This is a genomic window from Myxococcus hansupus (genome assembly GCF_000280925.3).
GTDB lineage: Bacteria > Myxococcota > Myxococcia > Myxococcales > Myxococcaceae > Myxococcus > Myxococcus hansupus.
The window spans coordinates 3,466,096-3,492,660 of record NZ_CP012109.1 but is presented as its reverse complement, the minus strand read 5'-3'; the positions used below and the strand labels follow the sequence as shown (position 1 = coordinate 3,492,660).

Below are 26,565 nucleotides of genomic sequence, written 5' to 3'. Positions count from 1 at the left end.
CCGGAGTTGAACGTCCCTTCACCTACCTGAAACGTTGCGCCTCCGAGGGCACGTGGTTGTGACACCGGCTGTAACCCATTCATTCACAACCTGTCTTGAGTATTGAGAATCATTCCATCTCTTTACGGATAATCCGCTACTGACGTAGGTTTTCAGCCATGAGCGCAGTTTCCAATAGCGTGCACGACCCCATCGCAATCATTGGCATCGGCTGCCGTTTCCCAGGGGGAGCGAAGTCGCCTCGGCACCTCTGGGAACTGTTGACAGAAGGCCGCTGCGCCATCGTCGAAGTCCCCAAGGAGCGCTGGGACCACCGGCGGTACTACGACCCCGACCCGGACAAGCCGGGGAAGACCTACGTCCGCTCGGCCGGCTTCCTCCAGGAGGCCATCGACACCTTCGACGCGGCGTTCTTCTCCATCTCCCCTCGGGAGGCGGCGACGCTCGACCCGCAGCAGCGGCTGCTCGCGGAGGTCGCGTGGGAGGGCCTCGAGGACGCGGGCCTCCCGGCCGACAGCCTCGCGGGGAGCCCCACGGGCGTCTACGTGGGCGGGTTCATGCTGGACAGCATGCTCACGCACATGGGGCCCATGAACCGTGAACTGATCGGTCCGCACACGGCGGTCGGCTCGACGATGACGGTGCTCTCCAACCGCCTGTCGTACATGTTCGACTTCCGGGGGCCGAGCATCTCGCTGGACACGGCGTGCTCCTCGTCGATGGTCGCCGTCCACCTGGCCTGCCAGGACCTGCGCAGCGGCGCGACGTCGCTCGCGCTCGCGGGCGGCGTCAACGTCATGTTCCGGCCCGAAATCTTCGTGGCCATGAGCAAGGGCAAGTTCCTCTCGGCCGACGGCTACTCGAAGAGCTTCGACACGCGCGCGGACGGCTATGGCCGCGGCGAGGGCGCCGGCCTCGTGGTGCTCAAGCGCCTCTCCGACGCGGTCCGCGACAATGACCGCGTCTACGCCATCATCCGGGGCACGGGCGTCAACCAGGACGGACACAGCGAGTCCATGACGGCGCCCAGCTCGAGCGCGCAGGAGGCGCTGATTCGCCGCGTCTGCGCCAGCGCGGAGATGGACCCCAAGGACATCCACGCGTTCGAGGCCCACGGCACGGGCACCGCCGTGGGAGACCCGGCCGAGCTGGGTGGCCTGGGCGCCGTCTCCAAGCGGGCCGAGGGACCGGGCCCCTGGGTCGGCTCGCTCAAGGCGAACATCGGGCACCTGGAGGCCGCGGCCGGTGTGGCGGGTCTCATCAAGGCGAGCCTGTGCCTTCAGCACCAGCAGCTCCCGCCCCAGGCGAACCTGAACCACCTCAACCCGGCCATCCCCTTCGACACGCTGGGCATCCGCATCCCGCGCCAGATGGAGGCGCTCACCCCGCGCGAGGGTGAACCCCTGCGCATGGGCGTCAACTCCTTCGGCTACGGCGGCACCAACGCGCACTGCGTGATTGAGCAGGCGCCGGCGGAGACGGCGGCCCCTCGCGGCGAGAGCGCCCCGGGACCGCTGCTGCTCCCGCTGTCCGCGCGCAGCCCGGAGGCCCTCCGCGCGCTCGCCCAGTCCTACGCGGACCTGCTCGCGGCGCCGCATCCGGCGGCCCTTTCGGACCTCTGCTTCTCCGCGGCCACGCGCCGAAGCCACCATGAGCACCGGCTGGCCCTGTTGGCCACGGACGACGTGGCCGACCTGGCCACGCGGCTGTCGTCCTTCGCTTCGGGCAACCCCGCCGAGGCCGGCGCATCCGGGCGAACGCTCTCCGCGGCGGATGCGCGCCCCGTCTTCGTGTTCACCGGCATGGGCCCGCAGTGGTGGGCCATGGGCCGCGAGCTGTACCAGCAGGACGCGCTCTTCCGCGCCACGCTGGACCGCTGCGACGCGCTCTTCCAGAAGCTGTCCGGGTGGTCGCTGCTGGAGCAGATGCTCGCGGACGAGAAGTCCTCCAACATGGCCCGGACGGACATCGCGCAGCCCGCGAACACCTTCCTCCAGATTGGCTTGCTGGAGATGTGGCGCCGCGCGGGCATCACGCCCGCGGCCGTCATTGGCCACAGCGCCGGTGAGGTCGCCTCGGCCTACGCCGCGGGCCGGTTCACGCTCGAGCAGGCGATGCTCGTCATCTACGAGCGCAGCCGCATCCAGGCGAAGGCCGCCGGGCTCGGGAAGATGGCCGCGGTGGGGCTCTCCGAGGAAGGCGCGCGCGCGGCCATCCGTGGGCGCGAGGACGTGGTCTCCATCGCCGCCATCAACGGCCCCAACGCCGTGACGCTGTCGGGTGAGGCGACGGCCATCGAGGCAATCGCCGCCGAGCTGGAGGCGCGCGGCGTCTTCCAGCGCATCCTCAAGGTCGAGGTGCCGTACCACAGCCCCGCGATGGAGGGCCTCAAGCCGGAGCTGCGCCGCTGCCTCGCGACGCTCCAGCCGTCCGCAGGTCACCTGCCCACCTACTCCACCGTCACGGGCGGCCGCGTCGAGGGCGTCTCGTACGACGCGGAGTACTGGTGCGACAACATCCGTGAACCCACGATGTTCGCGAAGGCCGCCGGGCAGATGCTGAAGGACGGCTACCGGCTCTTCATCGAGCTGGGGCCGCACCCCGTGCTGCTGGCGTCCATCAAGGAGTGCTGCGCGGAGGCCCGCGTCGAGGGCCGCGTGCTCACCTCGCTGCGCCGGCAGGAGCCGGAGCACAAGACGTTCGCCAAGGCGATGGCCGAGCTGTACGTCGCCGGCATCCGCATCGACTGGAGCGGCCTGTATCCCCAGGGCGCGCGCTTCACGCCGCTGCCCACCTACCCCTGGCAGCGCGAGAAGCACTGGCACGAGTCGGAGGAGGCCCTTACGGACCGCCGGGGTTCGGAGGAGCACTCCCTGCTCGGGCCCCGCGTCTCCGCGCCGCTGCCCACGTGGGAGCGCGGGTTGAACGCGCGCTTCCTGCCGTGCCTCCAGGACCACCGCGTTCGGGGCTCGCTCGTCGTCCCAGGTGCCACCTACGTCGAGCTGGCGCTCGCCGTGCGTGGCGCCATGGGCCTGCCCGCGCCCCACGCGCTGGAAGAGGTGCGCTTCGAGAACGCGCTCGTCGTCGCGGGACATGACGAGCCCGTCGTCCGCACCACCTACGACGAGTCCGCGCAGACGGTGACCATCTACAGCCGGCCGCGAGACAACCGCACCACGTGGACCCGGCACGCCACCGCGCGCATCCGCCGCAATGTCCACGCGCAGGAGGAGGCGCGGGTCCCCGTCACCGCGCTGGGCATCCACGCCGAGGCGCCGCTCGACACGGACGCGCTCTACCAGATGCTCGCCGGGCGTGGCCTGGAGTACGGCCCCCGCCTCCGTGGCATCCGCTCGCTGCGCCGGACCGACACCGAGCTCCTCGTGGAGATCGCCCCGCCCGCTTCCGAGGCGGCGCGCATCGCGGGCGACCCGAGCATGCTGCTCGACCCCGTGTGGTTGGACCCGTGCCTCCAGGCCATGGTGTCGTGGCTGCCCGAGGATGACGAGCGCCTCTACCTGCCCATGGGCTGCCGGAGCGTCCAGCTCGCCGAGCCGCCCAACCCCCAGGCCTCGCTGTGGTGCTACGCGCGGATTCGCGAGCGCACGGCCAACACCCTGGCGTGCGACATCACGCTGATGGACAGCGAGGGCCACGTGGCCGCGCGCCTGTCCGGCGTGGAGTGCGCCGCGCTCGCGAACCGCGAGGAGTCCATCCCCCGGCCCGCGTTCTACGATTGGACCTACGCGCACGCCTTCGAGGCCACCGCGGAGGAGCTGCCCGCGAAGAGCACCGGCGCCTGGCTGGTGTTCGCGGACCAGGGCGGCCTGGGCGCGGAGCTGGCCAAGGCCCTCGAGCAAAGCGGCGCGCAGGACGTGGTGCGCGTGACGCGGGGTGAGCGCTTCGCCCGCGATTCGAGCGGCCACTTCCAGATTCGCCGGGGCGAGGCCGCGGACGTCCGCGGCGTGGTGGACGCCGTGGGCCGCGTGCGCATCCAGAACGTCGCCTACCTCTTCGGTCTGGACGCGAGCCCTGGCGGTGAGTCGGAGGATGTCCAGGCGCTGCTCGACGTCGTCCTGGCACTGGCCCCCGGTGATGGCGCGTCGATCCGCATCGTGACGCGGGACGCGCAGCGCGCGCTCCCTGACGACGCGGTGACGGCCGTCTCCGCCGCGTCGCTGATTGGCTTCGCGCGCGTCGTCCCCGCCGAGATGCCGCACCTGAAGACCCGCTCCATCGACCTGCCGCGGGATGCCTCCGCGTCGCAGACGGAGCTGGTCGAGCGGCTGGCGCGCGAGCTCCTCGCCGAGACGAAGGAGGAGGAGGTCGCGCTGCGTGACACGCGCAGGCTCGCGCGCCGCCTCAACGCGCGGCCCCTGCCGGAGTGGGAAGCCCAGACGCAGGGCACGCCGGCCCCGGAAGGCGTGGAGCAGGTGTTCGAGTTCGCGCTCGACGGCACCGAGCGTCGCCCGCGGCGCGCTTCGCGGAAGCAGCCCGCTCACGGTGAGCTTGAAATCAAGGTCGCCCGCGTGACGCTGACGCGTGCGGCGGCGATCCAGGGCCGGCGTGCGTCCGACACGCACTGGCCCCTCGAAGTGAGCGGCGAGGTCGTCGCGCTGGGTGAAGGCACCTCGGGCTTCTCGCTCGGGCAGCAGGTACAGGCGCTGGTCTCGCAAGAGTCCCTGGTGGTCGGGACGCACCTGGTGCTGCGGCTGGAGCGGGACACGGTCCGCGCCGGTGTGTCATCGGGACGCCTGCTTCCCTTCCTCAGCGCGGAGTGCGCGTTGCACGCGCAGGGACACCTGCAGCCGTCCGAGCGGCTCCTCATCATCGGCGACGCCGGCGGTGTGGGCTCGGCGCTCGTGCAGCTCGGCCAGGCCATGGGGGCGCGGACGGCCATCGTCCTGGACGCCGGCGCGGGCCCGTTGCCTGAAGACGTGCACGTGTTCGACCGCCACGCGCCTTCACTGACGGACGACATCCTGGCCTGGACGGAAGGGGCTGGGGTGGATCTGCTCGTGAACGCGTCGTGCGACGCGGAGCCCACCATCACCAGCGTGCTCGGCGCCTTTGGCCGCTTCGTCGATGCGGGACCGCTCGCCCCCGCGGAGGGGCTCTTCGCCACCGCGTGGCCTCGCGGCGCGGCCTGCTCGCGCGTGGACGTCGCGGCCATGCTGCGACAGCGTCCCAAGGAGGCGCAGGCGCGGCTCGACGCGATCCTGGGCCGGTTCGAGGCGCTGCCCGCGCTGCCTTCGGAGACGTGGGCCATCTCCCGCGCGGAGGAGGCGTCCGGCTGGCTCGCGGAGCACTCCCGTGAGCAGGGCCTGGCCCGGCTGACGCTGACGTTGGCGGGGACGGAGCCGCTGGCGCTCGCGCCCGCGGTGGATGAGCGGCTCTTCGACGCGAACGCCACGTACCTCGTGACTGGCGGGTTCGGCGGCTTCGGCCTCGCCCTGGCCCGCTGGATGGTCGCGGAGGGCGCGCGTCACCTCGTGCTCACCGGCCGCAAGGGCGCCTCCACGCCCGAAGCCCGGCAGTTGGTGCAGGACCTGGAAGCGGCGGGGGCGCGGGTCACCCCGGCGGCGGCGGACGTCAGCAGCATGGACGACATGCGTGCGCTGTTCGCGCGCATCGACGCCGACCACCCGCCGCTCAAGGGCGTGCTCCACACGGCGGCCGTGCTCGATGACGCCCCGCTCCCGGACCTGAACCTGCAGCGCATCCAGCGCGTGATGACGCCCAAGGCCGGAGGCGCGTGGATCCTCCACGAGCTCACGCAAGAGCGGCCCCTGGACCTCTTCGTCCTCTTCTCCTCGGTCGCCGCGCTGATTGGCAACCCGCGACAAGGCAACTACGTCGCGGCCAACAGCTACCTGGACGCGCTCGCGGAGCATCGCGCCGCGCGGGGCCTGGCGGCGGTCAGCATCCACTGGGGCGTGCTGGGTGAGTTCGGCATGGCCCAGGACGAGGCGGTGCGCACGTACCTGGAGTCGCTCGGCCTCAACCCGATGGCTCCGGCCACCGTGCTGACGGCCCTCAAGCGGGTGCTGCGGCTGCGCACGGCGCAGCTCGGCCTCTTCGACGTCCAATGGGCCAAGCTGGGCCGCGCGGCCCCGCACCTGGGCAAGTCCGCCCGGACGGAGCACCTGCTGGGAAGCGCCCAGGGCGGCGGCCAGAACGAAGCCGATCAGCTCCGCGTCCACCTCGCGGGGCTCAGCACGGACGACCGGCGGCCGGAGCTGGAGAAGTTCCTCGTCGAGCGGCTCGCCACCATCCTCCAGATTCCGACGGAGCGTGTGGAGCCGCAGAAGCCGCTGTCGCTGCTGGGCGTGGACTCGCTCCTGTCCATGCAGGTCCAGCGGACCATCCGTGAGGCGCTCGGCATCGAGATTCCCGCGCTGGAGCTGCTGCGCGCCGGGAGCCTGGTGGAGGTCGCCGGAAACCTGTCGGCGAAGTTCGACGGGCCCAGCGCCGTGGCCCCGCCGCCGCCCGCGGCCGTCACGGAAGAAGCCGCAATCGAGCAGCAGGTGAACAACATGTCCGAGAGCGAGTTGGACACCATCCTCCAGGCCATGCTCGCCGCCCAGACGGCGCAGGAGAGGGAGACGGCATGAGCACCCCGACCGACAACATGAAGGGCCTCTCCGTCGAGGAGAAGCGCAAGCTGCTCGCGGAGCTCATGGCGAAGTCCGGGAAGGCGGCGCCCCGTCTGTTCCCGCTCGCCTCCGGACAGAAGGCGCTCTGGCTCCTGCACCAGCAGTCGCCGGAGAGCGCGGCGTACAACACGCCGTTCGCGCTGCGCATCCACTCGCGCGTCGACGTGGCCGCCCTCAAGCGGGCCTTCACCATGCTGGCCGAGCGCCATCCCGCGCTCCGCACGACGTTCGCCGCCACGGCGGACGGCCAGCTCCTCCAGACGAGCCACCCCACCCTGGAGCCCCGCTTCACCGTGGTGGATGCACGCGCTTGGAGCCCGGAGCAGCTTCAGGCCGAGGTCACCCGCGCCTACCAGCAGCCGTTTTCGCTGGAGCGCGGCCCGCTGCTTCGGGGCCACCTCTTCTCCGTGAGCGACGAGGACCATGTCCTCCTGATGACCGTCCACCACATCGTCTACGATGGGTGGTCCGCGGGCATCCTCCAGCGCGAGTTCAATCAGCTCTATCAGGTGATTGCGCGCGGCGAGACGCCATCGCTGCCCGCCGTCACGGGGAGCTATTCCACGTTCGTCGCGCAGCAGGCGGAGACGGTGTCGGGCGCCGCGGGGCGGACGCATTGGGACTACTGGCAGAAGAAGCTGGCCGGTGAGCTCCCAGTCCTCGCGCTGCCCGCCGACCGCAGCCGCTCCGCGCTCGCGGACAACCGGAGTGGTGCCTGCACCTTCCGGCTGTCGCCGGAGCTGACGGGCCACATCAAGTCGCTCGCACAGAACGCGGGAGCCACGCCCTTCGTGGTGCTCGTGTCCGCGTACGCGACGCTGTTGGGCCGACTCGCGAGGCAGGAAGACATCCTGATTGGCTCCCCAACGGCGGGCCGTCCGGGGTCCGCCTTCCACGATGTGGTGGGCTACTTCGCCAACGCGGTCGCCCTGCGCGCGGACCTCTCCGGCGCGCCCTCCACGCGGACCCTGCTGACTCGCATGCGCGGCGTGGTCCACGAAGCACTCGCCCACCAGGACTTCCCGTTCGCTTCGCTCGTGGAGCGAATGGGCATCGAGCGCCGTCCCGGCGTGTCGCCCCTCTTCCAGGCCTCCATCTCGCTCCACGCCTCCCGAGAGGGAGGCGGCGCCATGGACCTGTGGGCCACGCCCGACGAGGACGCTCGCGTCCGCTGGGGCAACCTGGAGCTGGAGCCGTTCCCCATCAGCGACCAGGAGTCGCAGTTCGACCTCACGCTGGAGATGTGGGAGGCCCGCGGTGCCTTCGCCGGCGCGCTGCGCTTCAACCGCGCCCTGTTCAATGACGACACCGTCGCCTTGTGGCGCGGCTACTTCGAGAAGCTGCTCGAAGGCATGGCGCGCGCGCCCGATGAGCCCGTGGCCCGTCTGGCCCTGGCGGTGCAGGCCCCCCTCGCGGTGGAGCCCCGTGCCGAGCAGGCGCCCGAGACCTCCGTCGTGCGGACGATCTCCGGCTGGTTCGAGGAGCAGGCCGCCCGCACCCCGGCCGCCATCGCGCTGACGGCCGGAGAGACGCACCTGAGCTATGCCGAGCTCAACGCCCGCGCGAACGTGATGGCGCATGCGCTCCGCGACCGCGGCGTCGGCCCCGAGTCCCTGGTGGGCATCTGCGTCGATCGTGGCGCGGAGCTGGTCGTCGCCATCCTCGGCGTGCTCAAGGCGGGCGGCGCCTATGTTCCGCTGGACCCGGCCAGCCCGAAGGATCGTCTCGCGTTGATTCTGGACGACGCGGAGGTCACCGCGCTCGTGACGGAGTCCAGCCGCGCGAGCGAACTCCCCACGGACCGCGTGCCCACCCTCTACGTGGACACGACCCCGTGGCAGGAAGGCCCGCGTGACATCAATCCCGAGCCGGGCATCACGCCGGACAACGCGGCGTATGTCATCTACACCTCCGGGTCGACGGGACGTCCCAAGGGCGTGATTGTCACCCACGCGAACGCGACGCGCCTGTTCACCACCTCCGAGCCGCTCTTTGGCTTTGGCGCGAGTGACGTGTGGACGCTGTTCCACTCGGCCGCGTTCGACTTCTCCGTCTGGGAGCTCTGGGGTCCCCTGCTGTACGGCGGCCGCCTGGTCGTCGTGCCCCACTGGATGACGCGCGCGCCCGAGGCCTTCGGGGACCTGATTGCACGGGAGGGCGTGACGGTCCTCAACCAGACGCCTTCGGCGTTTCGTGCGCTGGTGCGGACGCCGGCCATCGCGGAAGCGCAGGGTGGCCGCAGCCTCAAGTGGATCATCTTCGGCGGCGAAGCGCTGGACGCCGCGACCGTCCGCCCGTGGTTCGAGAAGTACGCTGGCGCGGGCACGCGGCTCATCAACATGTACGGCATCACCGAGACCACGGTGCATGTCACGTATTACCAGGTGACCGAGGCGGACCTGTCCTCCGCGGCGAGCCCCATTGGCCGCCCGCTGCCCGACCTGGAGCTGCGGCTGCTGGATGAGCACGGCCAGCCCGTGCCCGTCGGCGTGCCCGGAGAGATGTACGTGGGCGGCGCGGGCGTCGCCCGGGGCTACCTGAAGCGTCCCGAGCTCACCGCCCAGCGCTTCATCGAGGACCCCACCGCGCCTGGCAAGCGGCTCTACCGCTCGGGAGACCTCGCCATCCGTCTGCCGGACGGTGGCTTCACGTACCTGGGTCGCATCGACGACCAGGTGAAGATTCGCGGCTTCCGCATCGAGCTGGGCGAAATCCAGTCGGTGATCGCCGCCCACCCCGCGGTGGCGGGGGCGTACGTCACCACGCACGAGCGCAGCGCCGACGACCGGCGCATCACCGCCTACGTCGTTCCGAAGCAGGACGCCGCGCAGACGCTGCTCTCCTCAGGTTCGGAAGGCGGCATCGGCGACACGCACGTGGGCGAGTGGGGCTCGCTCTACGACGACCTCTACGCGCGCGCGGCCAGCGAGCCGCAGGTCGACCCCAGCTTCAACATCGCGGGTTGGGACAGCAGCTACACCGGCGCGGCGCTCAGCGCGGAGGCCATGAAGGAGTGGGTGGACCACACCGTTCGCCAGATTCTCGTCCGCGCGCCCCGGCGCGTGCTCGAAATCGGGTGCGGCACGGGTCTGCTCCTCACGCGAATCGCCCCGTCGACCGAAGCCTACTGGGCGACGGACGTGTCGGGCGTCGTCGTCGACATGCTCCGGGGCGTCACGGCGAAGACCGCGGGCCTCGGGCACGCGAAGCTCTTCCATCGCGCGGCGGACCAGCTCGACGGCATCGACTTCGGTGACGCGCGCTTCGACGTGGTGATGTTGAACTCGGTGGTCCAGTACTTCCCGAGCGGGGAGTACCTCGCCAGCGCGCTGGAGTCCGCGTCGCGGCGGCTGGACACGGGCGGCGTCATCTTCGTGGGTGACGTGCGGAACCTGCGGCTGCTCGAGGCCTTCCATGCGTCCATCGTCCTGGCGCAGAGCTCCGGCACGCTCGAACCTCAGGTCCTCAAGACGCGGGTGGCGCAGCGCCTGGCCGCCGAGGAAGAGCTGGTCCTGGACCCGGACTTCTTCTGGGGCCTGCAGCAGCGCATCCCCCGGCTCACCCACGTCGAGATCCGCCCGAAGCGTGGCGAGAGCCTGAACGAGCTGACGCGCTTCCGCTACGACGTGCTCCTCCATCTGGACACGCCGCCGAGCAGCGCCGCGGACGTGGCCTGGGGACCGGGCAACGTCAGCCTGGCCGACCTGCGCGCGCGGCTGTCCCAGGACGGCACCCGGCGCATCGGCCTGCGGGGCATCCGCAACGCCCGGGTCGAGGCGTCCCTCGAAGCCCTGGCCAACGTGACGGGCAGCGCCGCCCGCCCAGGCTCGTTCGAGAAGCTCCGCAAGCGCGTGTTGGACCGCGATGCCACGGGCGCCGCGCTCGAGCCGGAGCCCGGCATCGACCCCGAGTCGCTTCATCAGCTCGCGCAGGCCCTGTCGCTCGACGTCGCCCTGGACTGGTCCCGGGGCGGCGCGGATGGTGCCTTCGACGCCGTCTTCACGCCCGCGGCGAAGCGTGTGGAAGGGCCCGTCGCGCTGTTCGGCAACGCGCCGGAGCTCATCTCCTGGGCGCGCCGCGCCAACGACCCGCTGCGGGGCCGGGTGGACCGCCGCCTGGAGGTCGAGCTGCGCAAGCGGACCCAGGCGAACCTGCCGGAGTACATGGTGCCCGCCAGCATCATGGTCATCGACGCACTGCCGCTGACGGAGAACGGCAAGGTCGACCGGCGCGCCCTCCCCGTCCCCGCCGTTTCACACGGCCTGGAGACGGCCTATGTGGAGCCGCGCACCGGCGAGGAGGAAATCCTCGCCAGCATCTTCGCCGAGCTGCTCGGCGCGGAGCGGGTGGGCGTGCACGAGAGCTTCTTCGACCTCGGAGGCCACTCCCTGCTGGCCACGCAGGTCGTCTCTCGAATCCGCGCGGTGCTGGGCGTCGAGATTCCCCTGCGCACGTTCTTCGGCAGCCCCACGGTGGGCGGGCTCGCGGCGGCGGTGCAGCAACTGCGCAAGCGGCCTGGCACCGCCGTGGTCGACTTCACCTCGCCCATGGAGCGGCCGGAGCGGATTCCCCTCTCGTCGTCCCAGGAGCGGTTGTGGATTGTCGACCGCATCGAGGAGACGCGGGCGCCCATCTACGTCATCCCCCTGGTGATGCGCCTCCGGGGTTCGCTCCACCACGAAGCGCTCCGGCAGAGCCTCGACGCCATCGTCCAGCGTCACGAGGTGCTCCGCACGCACTTCCCCGCGGAGGGGGCCCAGCCGTATCAGGCCATCGCCGAGGGGCTCTCCGTCGAGCTCCCGCCCAGTGAGGACCTGGTCCACCCGCCCGGCGCCACCGAGGCGGAGCTGCTGAAGCTCGTGCAGGTCCAGGCCGGCCTGGAAGTCTCGCGGCCCTTCGACCTCGAACGGGGTCCCCTGTTCCGGATGCGCCTGTTCCGCATCTCGGAGGCGGACCACGTGCTGGTCCTGACGATGCACCACATCGTCTCCGACGGTTGGTCCGTGGGCATTCTCGCCCGTGAGCTGGCCGCCGGGTACAACGCACTGCGCTCGCAGCGTGAGCTGGCGCTGCCTCCGCTCCAGGTCCAGTACGCTGACTTCGCCCTGTGGCAGCGGAAGCTGCTGAAAGACGGCGCGCTCGCGGAGTCCATCGAGGCCCACCGGCAGCGGCTGGCCGGAGCGAACACCTCCCTCAACCTCCCCAGCGACCGGCCTCGCCCGGAGACGCCCACCTACCAGGGTGGCGTGGTCCGGTTCTCGGTGGACCGTACGCTGACGGCGCGGCTGAAGGAGATGAGCCGCCGCGAGGGCGCGACGCTGTACATGACGCTGCTGGCCGCCTTCACCGCGTACCTCTCGCGGCTGAGTGGCCAGAAGGACCTCATCATCGGCTCGCCCGTGGCGAACCGGAACCGCGCCGCGTCGGAGCCGTTGATTGGCTTCTTCGTGAACACGCTGGCGCTCCGGATGGACGCGTCGGGCGACCCGACGTTCCTGGAGCTGCTCGCGCGCGCCCGGCGGACCGCGCTGGACGCCTACGCGGACCAGGACGTGCCCTTCGAGAAGCTGGTGGAGGTCGTCGCCCCGGAGCGGAGCCTCAGCCGCCAGCCGTTGGTCCAGGTGATGTTCGCGCTCCAGAACGCGCCCTTCACCGCGCCCGCGCTCGACGGCTTGAACGTGGAGCTGCTGGACCTGGACAGCGTCACCGCCAAGTTCGACCTCACCCTGTCCATGCAGGAGTCCGCGGACGGCCTCTCCGGCCTGTTGGAGTACAGCGCGGACCTCTTCGACCGCGAGCGCATCGAGCGGATGGCGGAGCACCTCGTCGTCCTGCTCCAGTCCGTGGTGCAGGCGCCCGAGCACCGCATCGCCGGGGTCGACGTGCTCGGTGCCCAGGAAGCCCGCCTCGTGGCGAAGTGGGAGCAGGGCCCGAGCGCCCCCGCCGCGCCCGCGTCGGTGGTGGAGTTGTTCCAGGCGCAGGCCACGCGCATCCCCGACGCTGTCGCGCTGGAGCACCGGGACGTCCAGCTCACCTATGGAGCGCTCGACCGCCGCGCCAACCAACTGGCACGGCACCTCGTCTCGCTCGGCTTCGGACGGGAGAAGCGGGCCGCCATCTGCCTGCCGAAGTCCATCGACTTCATCGTCTGCATCCTGGGCATCTGGAAGGCGGGCGGCGCGTACGTCCCGCTCGATCCGGAGTACCCCGAGGCTCGGCTCGGCCACATGCTCGAGGACTCGGGCGCGGAGCTGTTGCTGACCACACGCGCCCTGGGTGAGCGCCCCGGGTTCCGAGGCCAGACGCTCTGGGTGGACGAGCCCCTGCCCGTTCACGCCGAGCCGGCGACCCTCGCCTTCCCGGACGCGGACTCCGCCGCCTACGTCATCTACACCTCCGGCTCCACGGGGAAGCCGAAGGGCGCCGTTCTGGAGCATCGCGGCGTGGCGAACATCGCGGTGGCCTCGGTGCCGATGTTCGGACTCACCGCGGACAGCCGCATTCTCCAGGCGGCGTCACTGTCCTTCGACGTCTCCGTCTGGGACATCGTGATGGCGTTCGCCAGTGGTGCCCGGCTGGTGCTGCCCACCGATGAGACCGCCCGGGTGGGCGAGGCCCTGGCGGCCGTCCTCACGGACAAGCGCGTCACCCAGGTGGTGCTGTCTCCCTCCGCGCTCGCGACGCTCCCGACGGGGGCGTACCCCGACCTCCGCGTCCTCATCACGGCGGGCGAGGCGCTCCCCGCCGAGCTGGTGAAGAAGTGGGTGACGGACACCCGGCGCTTCATCAATGCCTACGGCCCGACGGAGACGACCGTCATCGCGACCGTGGCGGAGCTCCTCCCGGGCAGCACGGGCGTGCCCTCCATCGGGCGTCCCCTGCCCGGACTGGTGGCTCGCATCCTCGACGCGAACCAGCGGCAGGTCCCTGTCGGCGTCCCGGGCGAGCTGTACGTCGGTGGCGTCGCCTTGGCCCGCGGGTACCACGGGCTCGATGAGCTCACCCAGGCCCGCTTCGTCCGGGATCCGTTCTCGGACGACGCCAAGGCGCGCCTCTACCGCACCGGCGACCTCGCGCGCTGGAGCCCGGACGGCAACGTCGACTTCCTGGGCCGTATCGACGACCAGGTGAAGCTGCGCGGCTACCGCATCGAGCTGGGCGAGGTGGAGGCCGTCATCGACAGCCACCCCGCCGTCCAGCGGTCCGTCATCCTGGTCCACCAGGGGCAGCTCGCGGCCTACGCCGTGGCACGTCCCGGCGCGACGCTGGCGGTGGCGTCCCTCCGCGAGCACGCGATGGGGCAGCTTCCGGCCTACATGGTGCCGGCGCACTTCGTCGTGCTCGACACCTTCCCGCTGACGCCCAGTGGAAAGGTGGACCGCAAGAAGCTGCCCGACCCCGTGCAGGCCCAGGCGCCCACGACGTTCGCGGACGCCCGGACGCGAGAGGAGCAGATCCTCGCCGGCATCTGGGCCACGGTGCTGAAGAAGGAGGCCGTTGGCATCCACGACAACTTCTTCGCGCTGGGCGGCGACTCCATCCTGGGGCTGCAGATCATCTCGCGCGCGACCCAGCAGGGGCTGCGCCTGCGGCCCCGCCAGTTGTTCGAGCATCAGACCATCGCCGAGCTCGCTCGCGCGGCCTCCAGCGTCCAAGGCATCCACGCCGAGCAGGGGCTGGTGACGGGCAGCGCGCCGCTCACCCCCATCCAGCGCTGGTTCTTCGACCAGGACCGCGCCGAGCCGCAGCACTTCAACATGGCGGTGATGCTCGACGTGGAGCCGAGCATCGACGTGGGCGCGCTTCGCGGCGCGCTCGCGGCGGTGGAGCGGCACCACGACGCGCTCCGGCTGCGCTACCGCCAGGAGAACGGCGCCTGGACCCAGGTCCATGTCGACGACGCCGCGGTGCTGGGCATCCCCCTGGACACGGTGACGTTGGAGGACGGTGCCAACGTCGAGGAAGCCCTCGCGGACCTGCACGAATCCCTGGACCTGCAGGACGGCCCCGTCATGCGCGCGGCCGTGCTGCGGCTCGGAGCGGACTCCGCGCGCCTGGCGCTGGTCTCCCACCATTTGGTGGTCGACGCCGTCTCGTGGGGCATCATCATCGAGGACCTGCTGACGGCCTACAGCCAGCTCTCCCACCGCCAGGAGGTCGGCCTCCCACCGAAGACGACGTCCTTCCAGCACTGGGCGAAGCGGCTCGAAGCGTATGCGGCGACGCCGAACGCCCGGGCCGAGCTCGACGCCTGGCTCGCCACCGCGCAGCGGGACGACTCGCAGGACCTGCCGCTGAACAACCCTGGCGCCCCGGACACGGTCAGCGACGCGGGGACGCTCGTGACGTGGCTGGAGGCGGAGGAGACCCAACTCCTGCTGAACGAGGTTCCCACGGCGTATGACGTCAAGGTCAACGAGGCCTTGATTGCCGCGCTCGCCCGAACGCTCACGAACTGGTCCGGCAACAGCACCGTCCGCATCGACCTGGAAGGCCACGGACGCGAGTTCCTGTTCGACGACGTGGACCTCAGCCGCACGGTGGGTTGGTTCACCGCGCTCTTCCCGCTCCGCCTGCACGTGGGTGCCCGGGAAGGCGTGCGTGAGACGCTGGCCCGCGCGAAGGACGCGCTGCGCCGGACGCCGAGAGGTGGCATCGGTTACGGCGTGCTCCGCGCGCTGTCGACGGATGCGTCCATTCGTTCGCGACTCGGAGCGATTCCGAACGCGGGCATCGTCTTCAACTACCTGGGACAGATGGGCGCCGTGCCGACGCAGGGCGTGGTGCGTGGACGCGCCAAGGAGGGCATGGGCCTGCTGCACGCCCCCGGCTCCACCCGGCCCCATCGCATCGAGCTCAACGCCGTGGTCGAAGGCGGCCAGCGTCTGCGCCTCGACTGGACGTTCGGCACCCAGGTCTTCCAGAAGGAGACCATCGAGCGGCTGAACGCGGAGTTCCACGCGAACGTGCGAGCGATGATTCGCGAGCGCGCGGAGCCCGCCGCGGCGGTCCGGGTGGCCTCTGACTTCCCGGCGGCGCGCCTGAGCGCCAAGGATTTGAAGCGCGTGCTCACGCTGACCAAGAAGCCGCGATGAGCCAGGTGGACGGTGAGGGGCAGGACAGCGCCATGACGTCAGAAGAGTCGATTGAGGACATCTACGAGCTCGCCCCCATGCAGCACGGCATGCTCTTCCACGCGCTGCTGGAGCCCGGCGCGGGCATGTACGTGGAGCAACTGAGCTGCGAGGTCCGAGGCGTCCTGCCCATCGACCGTTGGAAAGAGGCCTGGCAGCACGTCGTCGCCAGGCACCCCATCCTTCGCTCGGGCTTCCTCTGGGAGGGCCTGGAGAAGCCGCTCCAGGTCGTCGCGGTGGAGGCCGAGGTCCCCTGGCGCATCGAGGACATCCGCCACGTGCCGGCGGAGGCGCAGCAGCGGTGGATTGACGACTTCCTGCGCGAGGACCGGCTCCAGGGTTTCGACCTGGGCACCCCGCCCCTGATTCGCTGCGCGCTGATTCGGCTCGACGACGCGCGCCACCTGTTCGTGTGGACGTACCACCACCTGCTGCTGGACGGATGGTGCTTCTCCATCGTCCTCCGAGAGGTGCTGGGGGCCTTCGAGGAAGGTGTCGCCTCGTTGCCGCCGGCCGCCCGCCCCTACCGCGACTACATCACCTGGCTCCAGGAGCAGGACCCCACCCGCGCGGAGTCGTTCTGGCGCGAGCGGCTCCAGGGCTTCAAGCAGCCCACGCCGCTGCCCTTCACCGAACGGCAGGACGCCAGCGGACCGTCCGGAGACACGCAGCCGGAGGTCACCCAGCGGCTGTCACCGGAGCTGACCGCGCGGCTCACCGGCTTCGCGAAGTCACATCGCCTGACGCTCAACACGCTGGTCCAGGGTGCGTGGGCGCTCGTCCTGGCGAGAGCCACGGGGACCGATGACGTCATCTTCGGCGTGACGGTCTCAGGCCGCCCCGCCGACCTGGCGGGGTCCGAGTCCATCGTCGGGCTCTTCATCAACACCCTGCCCCTGCGCGCGCGGTTGGATGGAACGGCGCCGGTCGCCACGTTCCTGTCGGGGCTTCAGACGGAGCAAGGTGCCGTCGAACCGTACAGCTACGCCTCGCTGGCGGACATCCAGCATTGGTCGGAGGCGCCGAAGGATCGGCCGCTCTTCGAGAGCATCCTGGTGTTCGAGAACTATCCGCTCGACGCCTCGACGCTCCTGCCGCGCAGCGGGCTCACCATCAGCTCCGTCAATACGCACGACCGCATCAGCTATCCGCTGGCGCTGGTCGCCATCCCGGGCGAGTCGCTGGAGCTGCGCGTCATGTACGCGGCAGACGCGTTCTCCCGTCCCATGGCCGAGCGCATCGCGCGGCTGCTGGCCGCCGCGCTCGAGTCGCTGCCGGACGCGAAGACGGTTGACGACGTCGACCTGATGGACGAAGCCGCCCAGCGCGTGCTGGCGGAGTGGGGCCAGCATCCCCGAGGGTATGACGTCACCGGCCCTGTGATGGCCCGGCTGGAACGCGCTGCCCCTGACGCGACCGCCGTGGTCGGCCTCAACGGACAGGCCATCAGCTACCGCGAGCTCGACCGCCGAGCCGAGCGCGTGGCGCGGCACCTCCGTCAGTTGGGCGCAGGGCGGGAGCGCATCGTCGGCGTGTGCATTGGCAGGTCCGTGGAGATGGTGGTGGCGCTCCTGGGCGTGCTCAAGGCCGGAGCGGCCTACCTTCCGCTGGACCCCCACTATCCCGCTGAACGGCTGGCCTACATCGTTGCCGATGCCGCGCCGGTCGCCATCCTCAATACGGGCGCGGACTCCATCGCGGCCACGGGCGTTCCCCGGCTCGACGTCTCGCGAATCCTGACGGAGACGGAGCCGTCCGATGTGCCCGCGCTGGAGCCGGCGCGGCTGGATGACCTGGCCTACGTCATCTACACGTCGGGTTCGACCGGCGCGCCCAAGGGCGTGCTGGTCACCCACCGCAACCTGATGAACCTGGTCTCCTGGCACACGGAGGCCTTTGGACTCACGGCGAAGGACCGGACCACGCAGCTCGCGGGCACCGCGTTCGACGCCGCCGTCTGGGAAATCTGGCCGACGCTCGCGGCGGGCGCCACGCTGCACCTCGTCCCGCCCGAGCTGTCGAGCGCGCCCGCCGACCTGGCCAACTGGCTGGTGGCGCAACAAATCTCCATCAGCTTCCTCCCCACCGTGGTCGCGGAGGCCGTGCTGGCCTTGCCGTGGCCTTCGCACTGCTCGCTGCGTTTCGTGCTCACGGGCGGCGACCGGCTCCACGCCACACCGCCCGCGGGCCTCCCGTTCCAGCTCGTCAACAACTACGGCCCCACCGAGACGACGGTGGTGGCGACGTCTGGGACCGTGGCTCCGAAGGCAACGACAGGACTGCCCTCCATTGGCCGGCCAGTCGCCAACGCCCGCATCTACATCCTCGACCGTCAGCGGCGCCCGGTCCTTCCAGGCGTCGTCGGGGAGCTGTACATCGGCGGTGCGGGCGTCACCCGGGGCTACCTGAATCGGCCGGAGCTGAACGCGGAGCGCTTCGTGGTGGACCCGTTCGCGGGCGTGCCCGAAGCGCGCATGTACGCGAGCGGCGACTTCGCCCGGTTCCTCCCGGATGGCACGCTCGCGTTCCACGGCCGCGCGGACCGACAGGTCCAGATTCGCGGCGTGCGCGTGGAGCCTGGTGAAATCGAAGCCGCGTTGGCGGCCCACCCCGACGTCACGGCGGCGGCGGTGGTGAGCGAGGCCCAGCGGCAGAATGGTGACGTTCGGCTGATTGCGTTCGCGGCCAGCGACGTGGTGCCTCAGCCTGACGCAGCGGGACTCACCCAGTATCTGGCGACGAAGCTCCCCGCGGCCTTGGTTCCCAGCCGGGTCATCGTCATCGACCGGCTTCCGCTCACGCCCAACGGGAAGGTCGACACGGCGGCGCTCGAAGCGCGTGCCGTGGAGACGCAGCCCCAGGTCGCCTCAGCCGCGCCCCGGACGCCCCATGAGGAGATTCTCGCTGGCATCTGGAGCGCGGTGCTCGGCCAGGAGCGCGTGGGCATCCACGATGACTTCTTCGACCTGGGTGGCCATTCGCTGAAAGCGACGCAGGTCATCGCGCGCACCCGAGAGGCGTTCGGCGTCGACATCCCCGTCCGGGCCATCTTCGAGCGCCGGACCATCGCGCAGCTCGCGGAGACGCTGTCGGGACAAGGCACGGCGGTCGAGTCCATCCCGCGCGTGGAGCTGACCGGGGACACGCCCGTCGCTCCGGGCCAGGAGAGCCTGTGGTTCATCGACGCGCTGGGAGGCAACAGCGCGGCGTACAACGTCCCGCTGGTGCTCCGGCTCCAGGGGACGCTCGACGGCAGCGCGCTCGCCAGGACGCTCCAGCTCCTGGTTGAACGCCATGAGGCGCTCCGGAGCACCTTCCACGACCGTGGAGGCACACCCGTCCTGCGAGTCCAGGCTCCGGCCGCCTCCGTGCTCGTGAGCGAGGATGTCTCCCCTGCCCACCTGGAAGCACGCATCGCCGAGGGGGTCTCCGCGCCGTTCTCGCTGACGGACGGCCCGCTCTTCCGCGCGCGGCACTTCAGGCTCGCGCCCGACAGTCACGTCCTGGTCCTCAACCAGCACCACATCATCGCGGACGCGTGGTCCGTCGGGGTCCTGCTGCGCGAGTTCTGCATCGTGTACGCCTCGCTGGTGGGCGGCACCGAGCCGGTCCTGCCCCCGTTGCCCGTCCGCTACGCGGACTGGGCAGCATGGCAGCGGCAGCGGCTGGAGTCGGGTCGCCTGGACGAGAGCATTGCCTTCTGGCGCGACGCCTTGAAGGACGCCCCAACGGTCCTTCCGCTTCCCACCGACCGTCCCCGTCCGGAACGGCAGCGGTTCCATGGGAAGACCCATGGATTCGTGCTGGAAGCGCCGCTGGGGCAGCGGCTCGAAGCGCTCTCCCGAAGCTCGGGCGCCTCGCTGTTCATGACCCTCCTCGGCGCCTTCGCCGCGTACCTCGGGCGCATCAGTGGCCAGGAGGACGTGGTGATTGGCTCGCCTGTCGCCAACCGCGACCGGCACGAAACGGAGGGAGTGGTCGGGTACTTCCTCAACACGCTCGCGCTCCGCGTCGACCTGTCTGGAGACCCGACGTTCTCCGAGCTGTTGCTGCGCGTCCGCAAGGCGGCGCTCGACGCCTACGCGCATCAAGACGTGCCCTTCGAGAAGCTCGTGGCCGCGCTCGAGCTGCCGCGTGGCATGGCGCACAACCCGCTCTTCCAGGTGATGTTCGTCCTCCAGGGGCAGAGCGGCGGTGAGCTCCAGCTCCCCGGTGTTCGCGCCGAGATTCAAGCGCCCGAGAGTTCGACGTCGAAGTTCGACCTCACCTTCTTCGTGGAGCCGCGCGAGGACGGACTCGCGTGCAGCATCGAGTACGACACGGACCTGTTCGACGCGGACCGGGTCGAGCGGATGGCCGCGCACCTGGGCCGGCTGCTCCAGGCCATCGCCGAGGAGCCCGAGCTCCACACCTCCGAACTCCCGCTCCTGTCGAACGAGGAGCGGCGCCTGTACGCCGACCTCAACCGCACCGAGCGCGTTTACACCGGCCGCACCCTGCCCGAGCTGTTCGAGCGGCAGGCCCAGAAGACGCCGGACGCGGTCGCGCTGGAGCACCACGGCGAGTCGCGGACCTACCGGCAGCTCAACGAGGCCGCGGAGGCCCTGGCGGACCGGCTCGGCGCCCTGGGCGTGGGCCCTGGGGCCCGGGTTTCCATCTGCCTGGACCGCTCCGTCAACGCGCTGGTCGCCCTTCTCGCGGTCCTCAAGGCTGGCGGTGCGTATGTGCCGCTCGACCCGGCGTATCCGCCCGAGCGCCTCCGCTACATGCTCGAGGACGCCAACCCGCGTGTCCTGCTCACGGAGAAGAAGTACAGCGGCCTGCTTCCGTCGCAGGGCCTGACGCAGGTCCTGCTGGATGACACGGAGGCACCGGCCGCGAAGTCGCCGCGTCCCCGAGTGGAGCCGCATCATCTGGCCTACGTCCTCTACACGTCGGGTTCGACGGGCAAGCCCAAGGGCGTGGCCATGCCGCACCGGGCGCTGGTCAACCTCATTGAGTGGCAGACCGAGCAGGCCCGGCCCCTGCGCACGCTCCAGTTCGCGCCGCTCAACTTCGACGTGTCGTTCCAGGAGACCTTCTCCACCTGGTGCTCGGGTGGCACGTTGGTCCTCATCGACGAAGGCACGCGGAGAGATCCGGACGCCCTCGCGGAGTTCCTCGATTCGGCGCGCGTGCAGCGCCTCTTCCTGCCGGCCGTGGCGCTCCACCATCTGGCGCAGGCCGCGCTGCGCACCGAGCACCGCGTGCCGGGACTCGCGGAGGTCATCACCGCGGGAGACCAACTCCGCATCACCGACCCCATCCGCCGCTGGTTCCAGGAAGGTGGCAAGCGCCTTCACAACCACTACGGCCCCACCGAGTCGCATGTGGTGACGGCGCACGAACTGGAGGGCGACGCGCGGCACTGGCCGGGCCTGCCGTCCATCGGGCGGCCCATCGCCAACGCGGCGGTCCATCTGCTCGACGCGAACCAGCGTCCCGTTCCGGTGGGTGTCCCCGGTGAGCTCTATCTGGCGGGCACATGCCTCGCGGAGGGCTACCTGTCGCGGCCGGACCTCACCGCCGAACGCTTCGTCGACCTGCCCCTGTCGCCCCCCGTGCGGGCGTACCGGACCGGCGACCTCGGCCGACTGACACGTGAGGGGACCGTCGAGTTCCTCGGCCGCGCGGACGACCAGGTGAAGATTCGCGGCTTCCGCGTGGAGCCCGGCGAGATTGAGCGCGCCCTGTGTGCCCACCCCGACGTCCGCGACGCGGCGGTCATCGTCGACGGAGATGCCACGCGGGAGAAGCGGCTCGTCGCCTACGTCGTCCCGGAGACGGCGCCGCTGGCCGCGCTGCCGGACTTCCTCGCCAGGGACCTGCCCGAGTACATGGTCCCCGCACTGTTCGTACCGCTGCCTGAGCTGCCCCGGACGCCCAGCGGCAAGGTCGCGCGCCGTGCGCTCCCCGCGCCCGTCGCGCCGGCGCAGGCCGAGAGCACGTTCGAGCCGCCCCGCACGCCCATGGAAGTGGCGGTGGCCAGGGCCTTTGAACAAGTCCTGGGCCGCGGCGCTGTCGGACGCGAACAGGACTTCTTCCAGTTGGGTGGACACTCCCTGCTCGCGATGCAGGTCGTCGCGCGGATTCGCGGCGACGTGGACGCGGAGTTCCGCGTCTCCGACCTCTTCGAGCACCCGACCATCGCCGCGCTGAGCCGGCTGCTGGACGCGCGACAAGGGAGCCAGACGCTGACGCGGTCTCGGATTGAGCCGGCCCCCGAGGGCGCTGACATTCCGCTGTCCTTCTCGCAGGAGCGGCTCTGGTTCCTGAACCAGCTCTTCCCGGAGAACTCGGCCTACAACCTGCCCATGGCGCTCCGGCTGACGGGCGCGCTGGATGCCGACGCGTTCCGGGAGAGCCTGGCGGACATCGTCCAGCGCCACCCCGTCCTCGGCATGCGCTTCGTCGAGCGCAATGGGGGCGTGTGGCAGGAGCCGCGGCCCCAGCGCACGGTGCCCTTCGAACAGGTGACGCTGGGAGCGACTTCGCCCGAGGCGCTCCGTGGCCTCATCGATGCAGAGGCGGCACGCCCCTTCGACCTGTCGAACGGCCCGCTGTTCCGCGCGAAGCTCTTCCGGCTCGGAGACACCGAGCACGTGGTCGTCGCGACGCTGCACCACACCGTCGGTGACGGCTGGTCCATCAGCGTGCTCGCGCGCGAGCTGTCCCTGCTCTATGCGGGGCGCGTCTCGGGCCAGCCGGTGTCCTTGTCCCCGCTCACGGTCGACTACCTGGACTACGCGTACCAGCAGCGGCGGCACCTCCAGGGCGAGGTGCTCGCGCAGCGTCTCGACCACTGGCGGCAGGTGCTGCGGGGTGCGCCTTCGGCCCTGGACCTGCCGATGGACCGCCCTCGCCCCGCCAAGGCGAGCATGCGTGGCGCCACCGAGCGCATCTCGCTGGGCCACGCGCTGAGCGGCGCCATCGAAGCCCTGAGCCTGCGCACCGGCGGAACGAGCTTCATGGTGCTCCTGGGAGGATTCGCGGCGTACCTCGCGCGCATCACCGGGCAGGAAGACATCGTCATCGGAACGCCCGTGGCCAACCGCGACCACGCGGAGCTGGAGCCGCTGATTGGCTTCTTCGTCGGGACGCTGCCGTTGCGCGTCGACCTCTCCGGAGACCCGACCTTCGAGGAGCTGGTGACCCGCGCCCGGGGCACCGCGCTGGACGCATTCGCGTACCAGGATGTCCCGCTCGAAAAAATCGTGGAGGCGGTCAACGTCGAGCGGAGCCTGAGCCACGCGCCCCTGTTCCAGGTGATGCTGGCACTCCAGAACACGCCCGCCGGTCAGTTGAGCCTGCCAGGGCTGACCTTGGAGCCCATGGCACTCGAGTTGGGCACGTCGAAGTTCGACCTCTCCCTCTCGTTCGAGCCCACGCCCGAGGGCCTGACCGGCGTCATCGAATACAGCACGGACCTCTTCGATGCCTGGCGCATCCAGGCGATGGTGCGGCAACTGACCGGCTTCCTCACGCGGCTCGTCGCCACCCCGCACGCGCGGATTTCGGAAGTCGACCTGCTGAGTGACGGGGAGCACGCGGCGCTCAGCCCCCGGGCGCCCGAGCCGATGCCTCGGCTCCCGGCCGTGCATCAGGTCATCGAGGAGCAAGCGCGGAAGACGCCCGAGGCCATCGCCGTCGAGGCCGAGGACGGCGCGCTGACGTACGCGGCCTTGGAGGCGCGGGCCAACGCCGTCGCCCAGGCGCTGGTGCGGCGTGGCGTCACGCCAGGAGCGCTCGTCGCGCTGGCGGTGGAGCGCTCCGCCGGGATGATGGCGGGACTGCTGGGCATCCTCAAAGCCGGGGCGGCCTATGTCCCGCTCGACCCTGCATACCCGCGCGAGCGTCTGGCCTTCATGCTCGAGGACAGCGGCGCCCACCTGGTCATCACCCAGGCGCACCTCGCGGACACCTTCGCGAGCGCCGAGGTGCTCGTGCTGTCGGAGGACACACAGGACACGTTCGACGCGCGAAGCGGAGACCTGGCCTACTGCCTGTTCACCTCGGGCTCGACGGGCCAGCCCAAGGGCGTGCTGATTGAGCACCCCAGCCTCGCCAACCACATGCAGTGGATGGCGGAAGCGTTGCCGCTCAGCCCCACGGACCGGGTCCTGCAACGCACCTCGCTCAGCTTCGACGCGTCCGTGTGGGAGCTGTTCGCGCCACTGATGGCGGGAGCCCGGCTGGTGCTCGCCCCCAAGGGCCTCACCGCCGACACGGAGCACCTGGTTCGCGTGCTCCAGGAGCGCGGCATCACCGTGCTCCAACTGGTGCCTTCGTTGCTCACGGCGTTGGTGGAGGAGCCTGGGCTCGAGAGCGTCTCGACGCTCCGGCGCGTGTGCGTGGGCGGTGAGCCCCTGCCCTCCGCGACGGTCCGCAAGCTCTTCAGCCGCTCGAAGGCCGAGGTCTGGAACTTCTACGGGCCGACCGAGGCAACCATCGAGGCGGTCGTCCACCGCTGCGACCCGGATTCGGTCGGCGTCCATGGCCCCACGGAGCCCATTGGCCGGCCCATCCTCCAGATGGAGGCGCTGGTCCTCGACGCGAAGCTGCGGCCCGTGCCCGTGGGCGTCCCAGGAGAACTCTACCTGGCGGGCCCCGGCCTCGCCCGGGGCTACCTGAAGCGCCCCGAGCTGACCGCGTCGCGCTTCATCGAGCACACCTTCCCGGGCGGCCCCACGCTCCGCATGTACCGGACGGGCGACGTGGTCCGCCGCACACCGGATGGGACGCTCCTCTTCGTGGGCCGAGCGGACCGCCAGGTCAAGCTGCGCGGCCACCGCATCGAGCTGGGCGAGGTCGAGGCCGCCATTGCCCGGCATCCGTCCGTGCGAGACGCCGCGGCGCTGGTGCGAGGCACCGGTGGCGACGCGCGGCTGGTGGCCTTCGTGACGTCCCAGGACGCCGCGACACGCCCGGAGGCCGCCGAGCTGCGCGCCTTCGTGGAGCAGCAGCTCACGGCCTCCATGGTTCCCGGACAGTTCGTCTTCTTGGAGGATCTGCCCCACGCCCCCAACGGCAAGGTGGACCATCGCGAGCTGGCCGCGATGCCCATCGACGAGGCGCGCGTCACGCGTCCGGAAGGCCTGCCGCGCGACGCCATGGAGCTGGAGACGGTGCGTCTCTTCGAGGAAGTGCTGGGGATGCGCGCGGTGGGCATCCACGACAGCTTCTTCGACCTCGGCGGCCACTCCATGCTCGCGCTCAAGCTGAAGCTGGCGGTGGAGAAGCGGCTGAACCGTCCCTTCCCCCTGGTGTCCCTGTTCCAGAATCCGACGCCGGCCCAGCTCGCCAAGGTCCTCCGCACGGGCGACGCGAAGGCGTCACCGCTGGTCCCTCTGACGCCCGCCGCCCACGCGATGATGTCGCCAGCGGCGGAGCCGTCAGCGGCCCCGTCCACGCCCGTGCTCTACCTGATCCCCGGGGGCGGCTCGACGCCATTCTACCTGCTCTCCCTGGCTCGGCATCTGGAAGGCGCCGCGGTGTTCGGGCTCCAGCCGCAGGGTCTGGACGGCGAGGCGCCTCCCCACGAGACGGTGGAGGCCATCGCCACGTGGTACGCGGACGCGATCATCGCCGTGCAGCCCCAGGGCCCCTACAGCATCGGTGGCCATTCGCTGGGCGGGCACATCGCCTATGAGCTCGCGCAAGAGCTCCAGGCCCGTGGCAAGGTCGTCAGTGTCGTCGCGATGCTCGACACCGTGGCGCCCTTCCCGGAGGCGACGCAGCCCCTGAGCAACAACTGGGACACCGCGCAGTGGATGGTCCACCTGGGCGGCGTCATGGAAGGCTTCTTCAACGTGAAGCTGGACCTCGTCCTGCCGGACATTCAGGCCATGGATGAGGACCAGCGCCTGCGGTTCTTCGTGACGCGGCTCCAGGCCGTGGCCGTCCTTCCGGAAGGCGCGCAGCCCAGCCACGTGCAGGGCATCCTCAACGTCGCCCGCGCCCATGACGGGCTGAACTACCGGCCGCGTCGCACGCTGCCGGTGCCGCTGGTGGTCTTCCGCGCCGAGGACCGGAGCGATCCGCACCGGGCGGAGCTCGACGCCCTCCTGGAGGACACGACATTGGGCTGGAGCCGCTTCACGAACACCGACTGCGCGTCCCACCCTGTCCCCGGGACCCACCTGTCCCTCATCCGCGACCCGCACGCGGCCGTGCTCGCCCGTCACCTGCTGCCGCACCTGCCCCGTCCGACACCCGCCCCATGAACGTCCACAACGTCCTGAAGCTCCTGCACCTCATCGCCGTGGTGGTGTTCCTGGGCGACATCATCGTGACGGCCGTGTGGCGCCTGCTCGCGGACAGGACGCGCGAGCCCCGGGTGATGGCCTACGCCCTGCGGCTGGTGCAGTTCACCGACACGTACCTGCTGGTGCCCAGCGTCTTCGCGCTCGCCGCCACCGGCATGCTCCGCGCGTACCTCCTGGACATCTCGCTGTGGACGAACCCGGCGCTCGCCGCGGGGCAGGTCTGCTTCATGCTGTGCGGCGTGGTGTGGAGCCAGACGCTGCGCCCCATCCAGGCGCGGCAGTTGGCCATGGCCGAGGCCTTCAGCGACTCCGAGTCCTCGTTCGACGACTACCTGCTGCTCACGAAGAAGTGGTTTCGCTGGGGCATTGTGGCCATGGCGCTCGCCTTCGGCTCCATGGCGCTGATGACGCTCCGCTGAAACGTGAAAAGGGAGCCCGCCCCATGGGCGCGAGCTCCCTTTCCGGACTTCA

The 26,565-nt window shown here is 70.7% G+C and carries 4 protein-coding genes; all 4 read left to right on the top strand.

The features are described 5' to 3' along the window. Positions 1-158: 158 nt before the first annotated feature. From A176_RS13585 to A176_RS13570, 4 genes are read left to right on the top strand one after another with little or no spacing between them, the layout of a single operon-like run. Positions 159-6,614 (top strand): type I polyketide synthase, encoded by a 6,456-nt coding sequence (locus A176_RS13585; RefSeq protein ID WP_021780940.1) that lies wholly within the window; start codon positions 159-161, stop codon positions 6,612-6,614. After that, positions 6,611-15,751, top strand: coding sequence for a non-ribosomal peptide synthetase (locus A176_RS13580; protein ID WP_002636535.1), 9,141 nt, complete (start codon positions 6,611-6,613; stop codon positions 15,749-15,751). The genes A176_RS13585 and A176_RS13580 overlap by 4 nt, the downstream gene beginning before the upstream one ends. Continuing rightward, positions 15,748-26,052, top strand: a complete 10,305-nt coding sequence (locus A176_RS13575) for a non-ribosomal peptide synthetase (protein WP_021780939.1) — start codon at positions 15,748-15,750, stop codon at positions 26,050-26,052. Before A176_RS13580 ends, A176_RS13575 begins: the two co-directional genes overlap by 4 nt. Further along, positions 26,049-26,513 carry a DUF2269 family protein gene (locus tag A176_RS13570; protein ID WP_002636536.1) on the top strand — a complete coding sequence of 155 codons (465 nt, stop codon included), beginning with the start codon at positions 26,049-26,051 and terminating at the stop codon, positions 26,511-26,513. The genes A176_RS13575 and A176_RS13570 overlap by 4 nt, the downstream gene beginning before the upstream one ends. The last annotated feature ends 52 nt before the right edge of the window (positions 26,514-26,565 follow it).

Bases quoted from the DNA above. Each gene is read 5' to 3' on its own strand.
- A176_RS13580 (WP_002636535.1), top strand. From the start codon at position 6,611: ATGAGCACCCCGACCGACAACATGAAGGGCCTCTCCGTCGAGGAGAAG.
- A176_RS13575 (WP_021780939.1), top strand. From the start codon at position 15,748: ATGAGCCAGGTGGACGGTGAGGGGCAGGACAGCGCCATGACGTCAGAA.
- A176_RS13570 (WP_002636536.1), top strand. From the start codon at position 26,049: ATGAACGTCCACAACGTCCTGAAGCTCCTGCACCTCATCGCCGTGGTG.
- A176_RS13585 (WP_021780940.1), top strand. From the start codon at position 159: ATGAGCGCAGTTTCCAATAGCGTGCACGACCCCATCGCAATCATTGGC.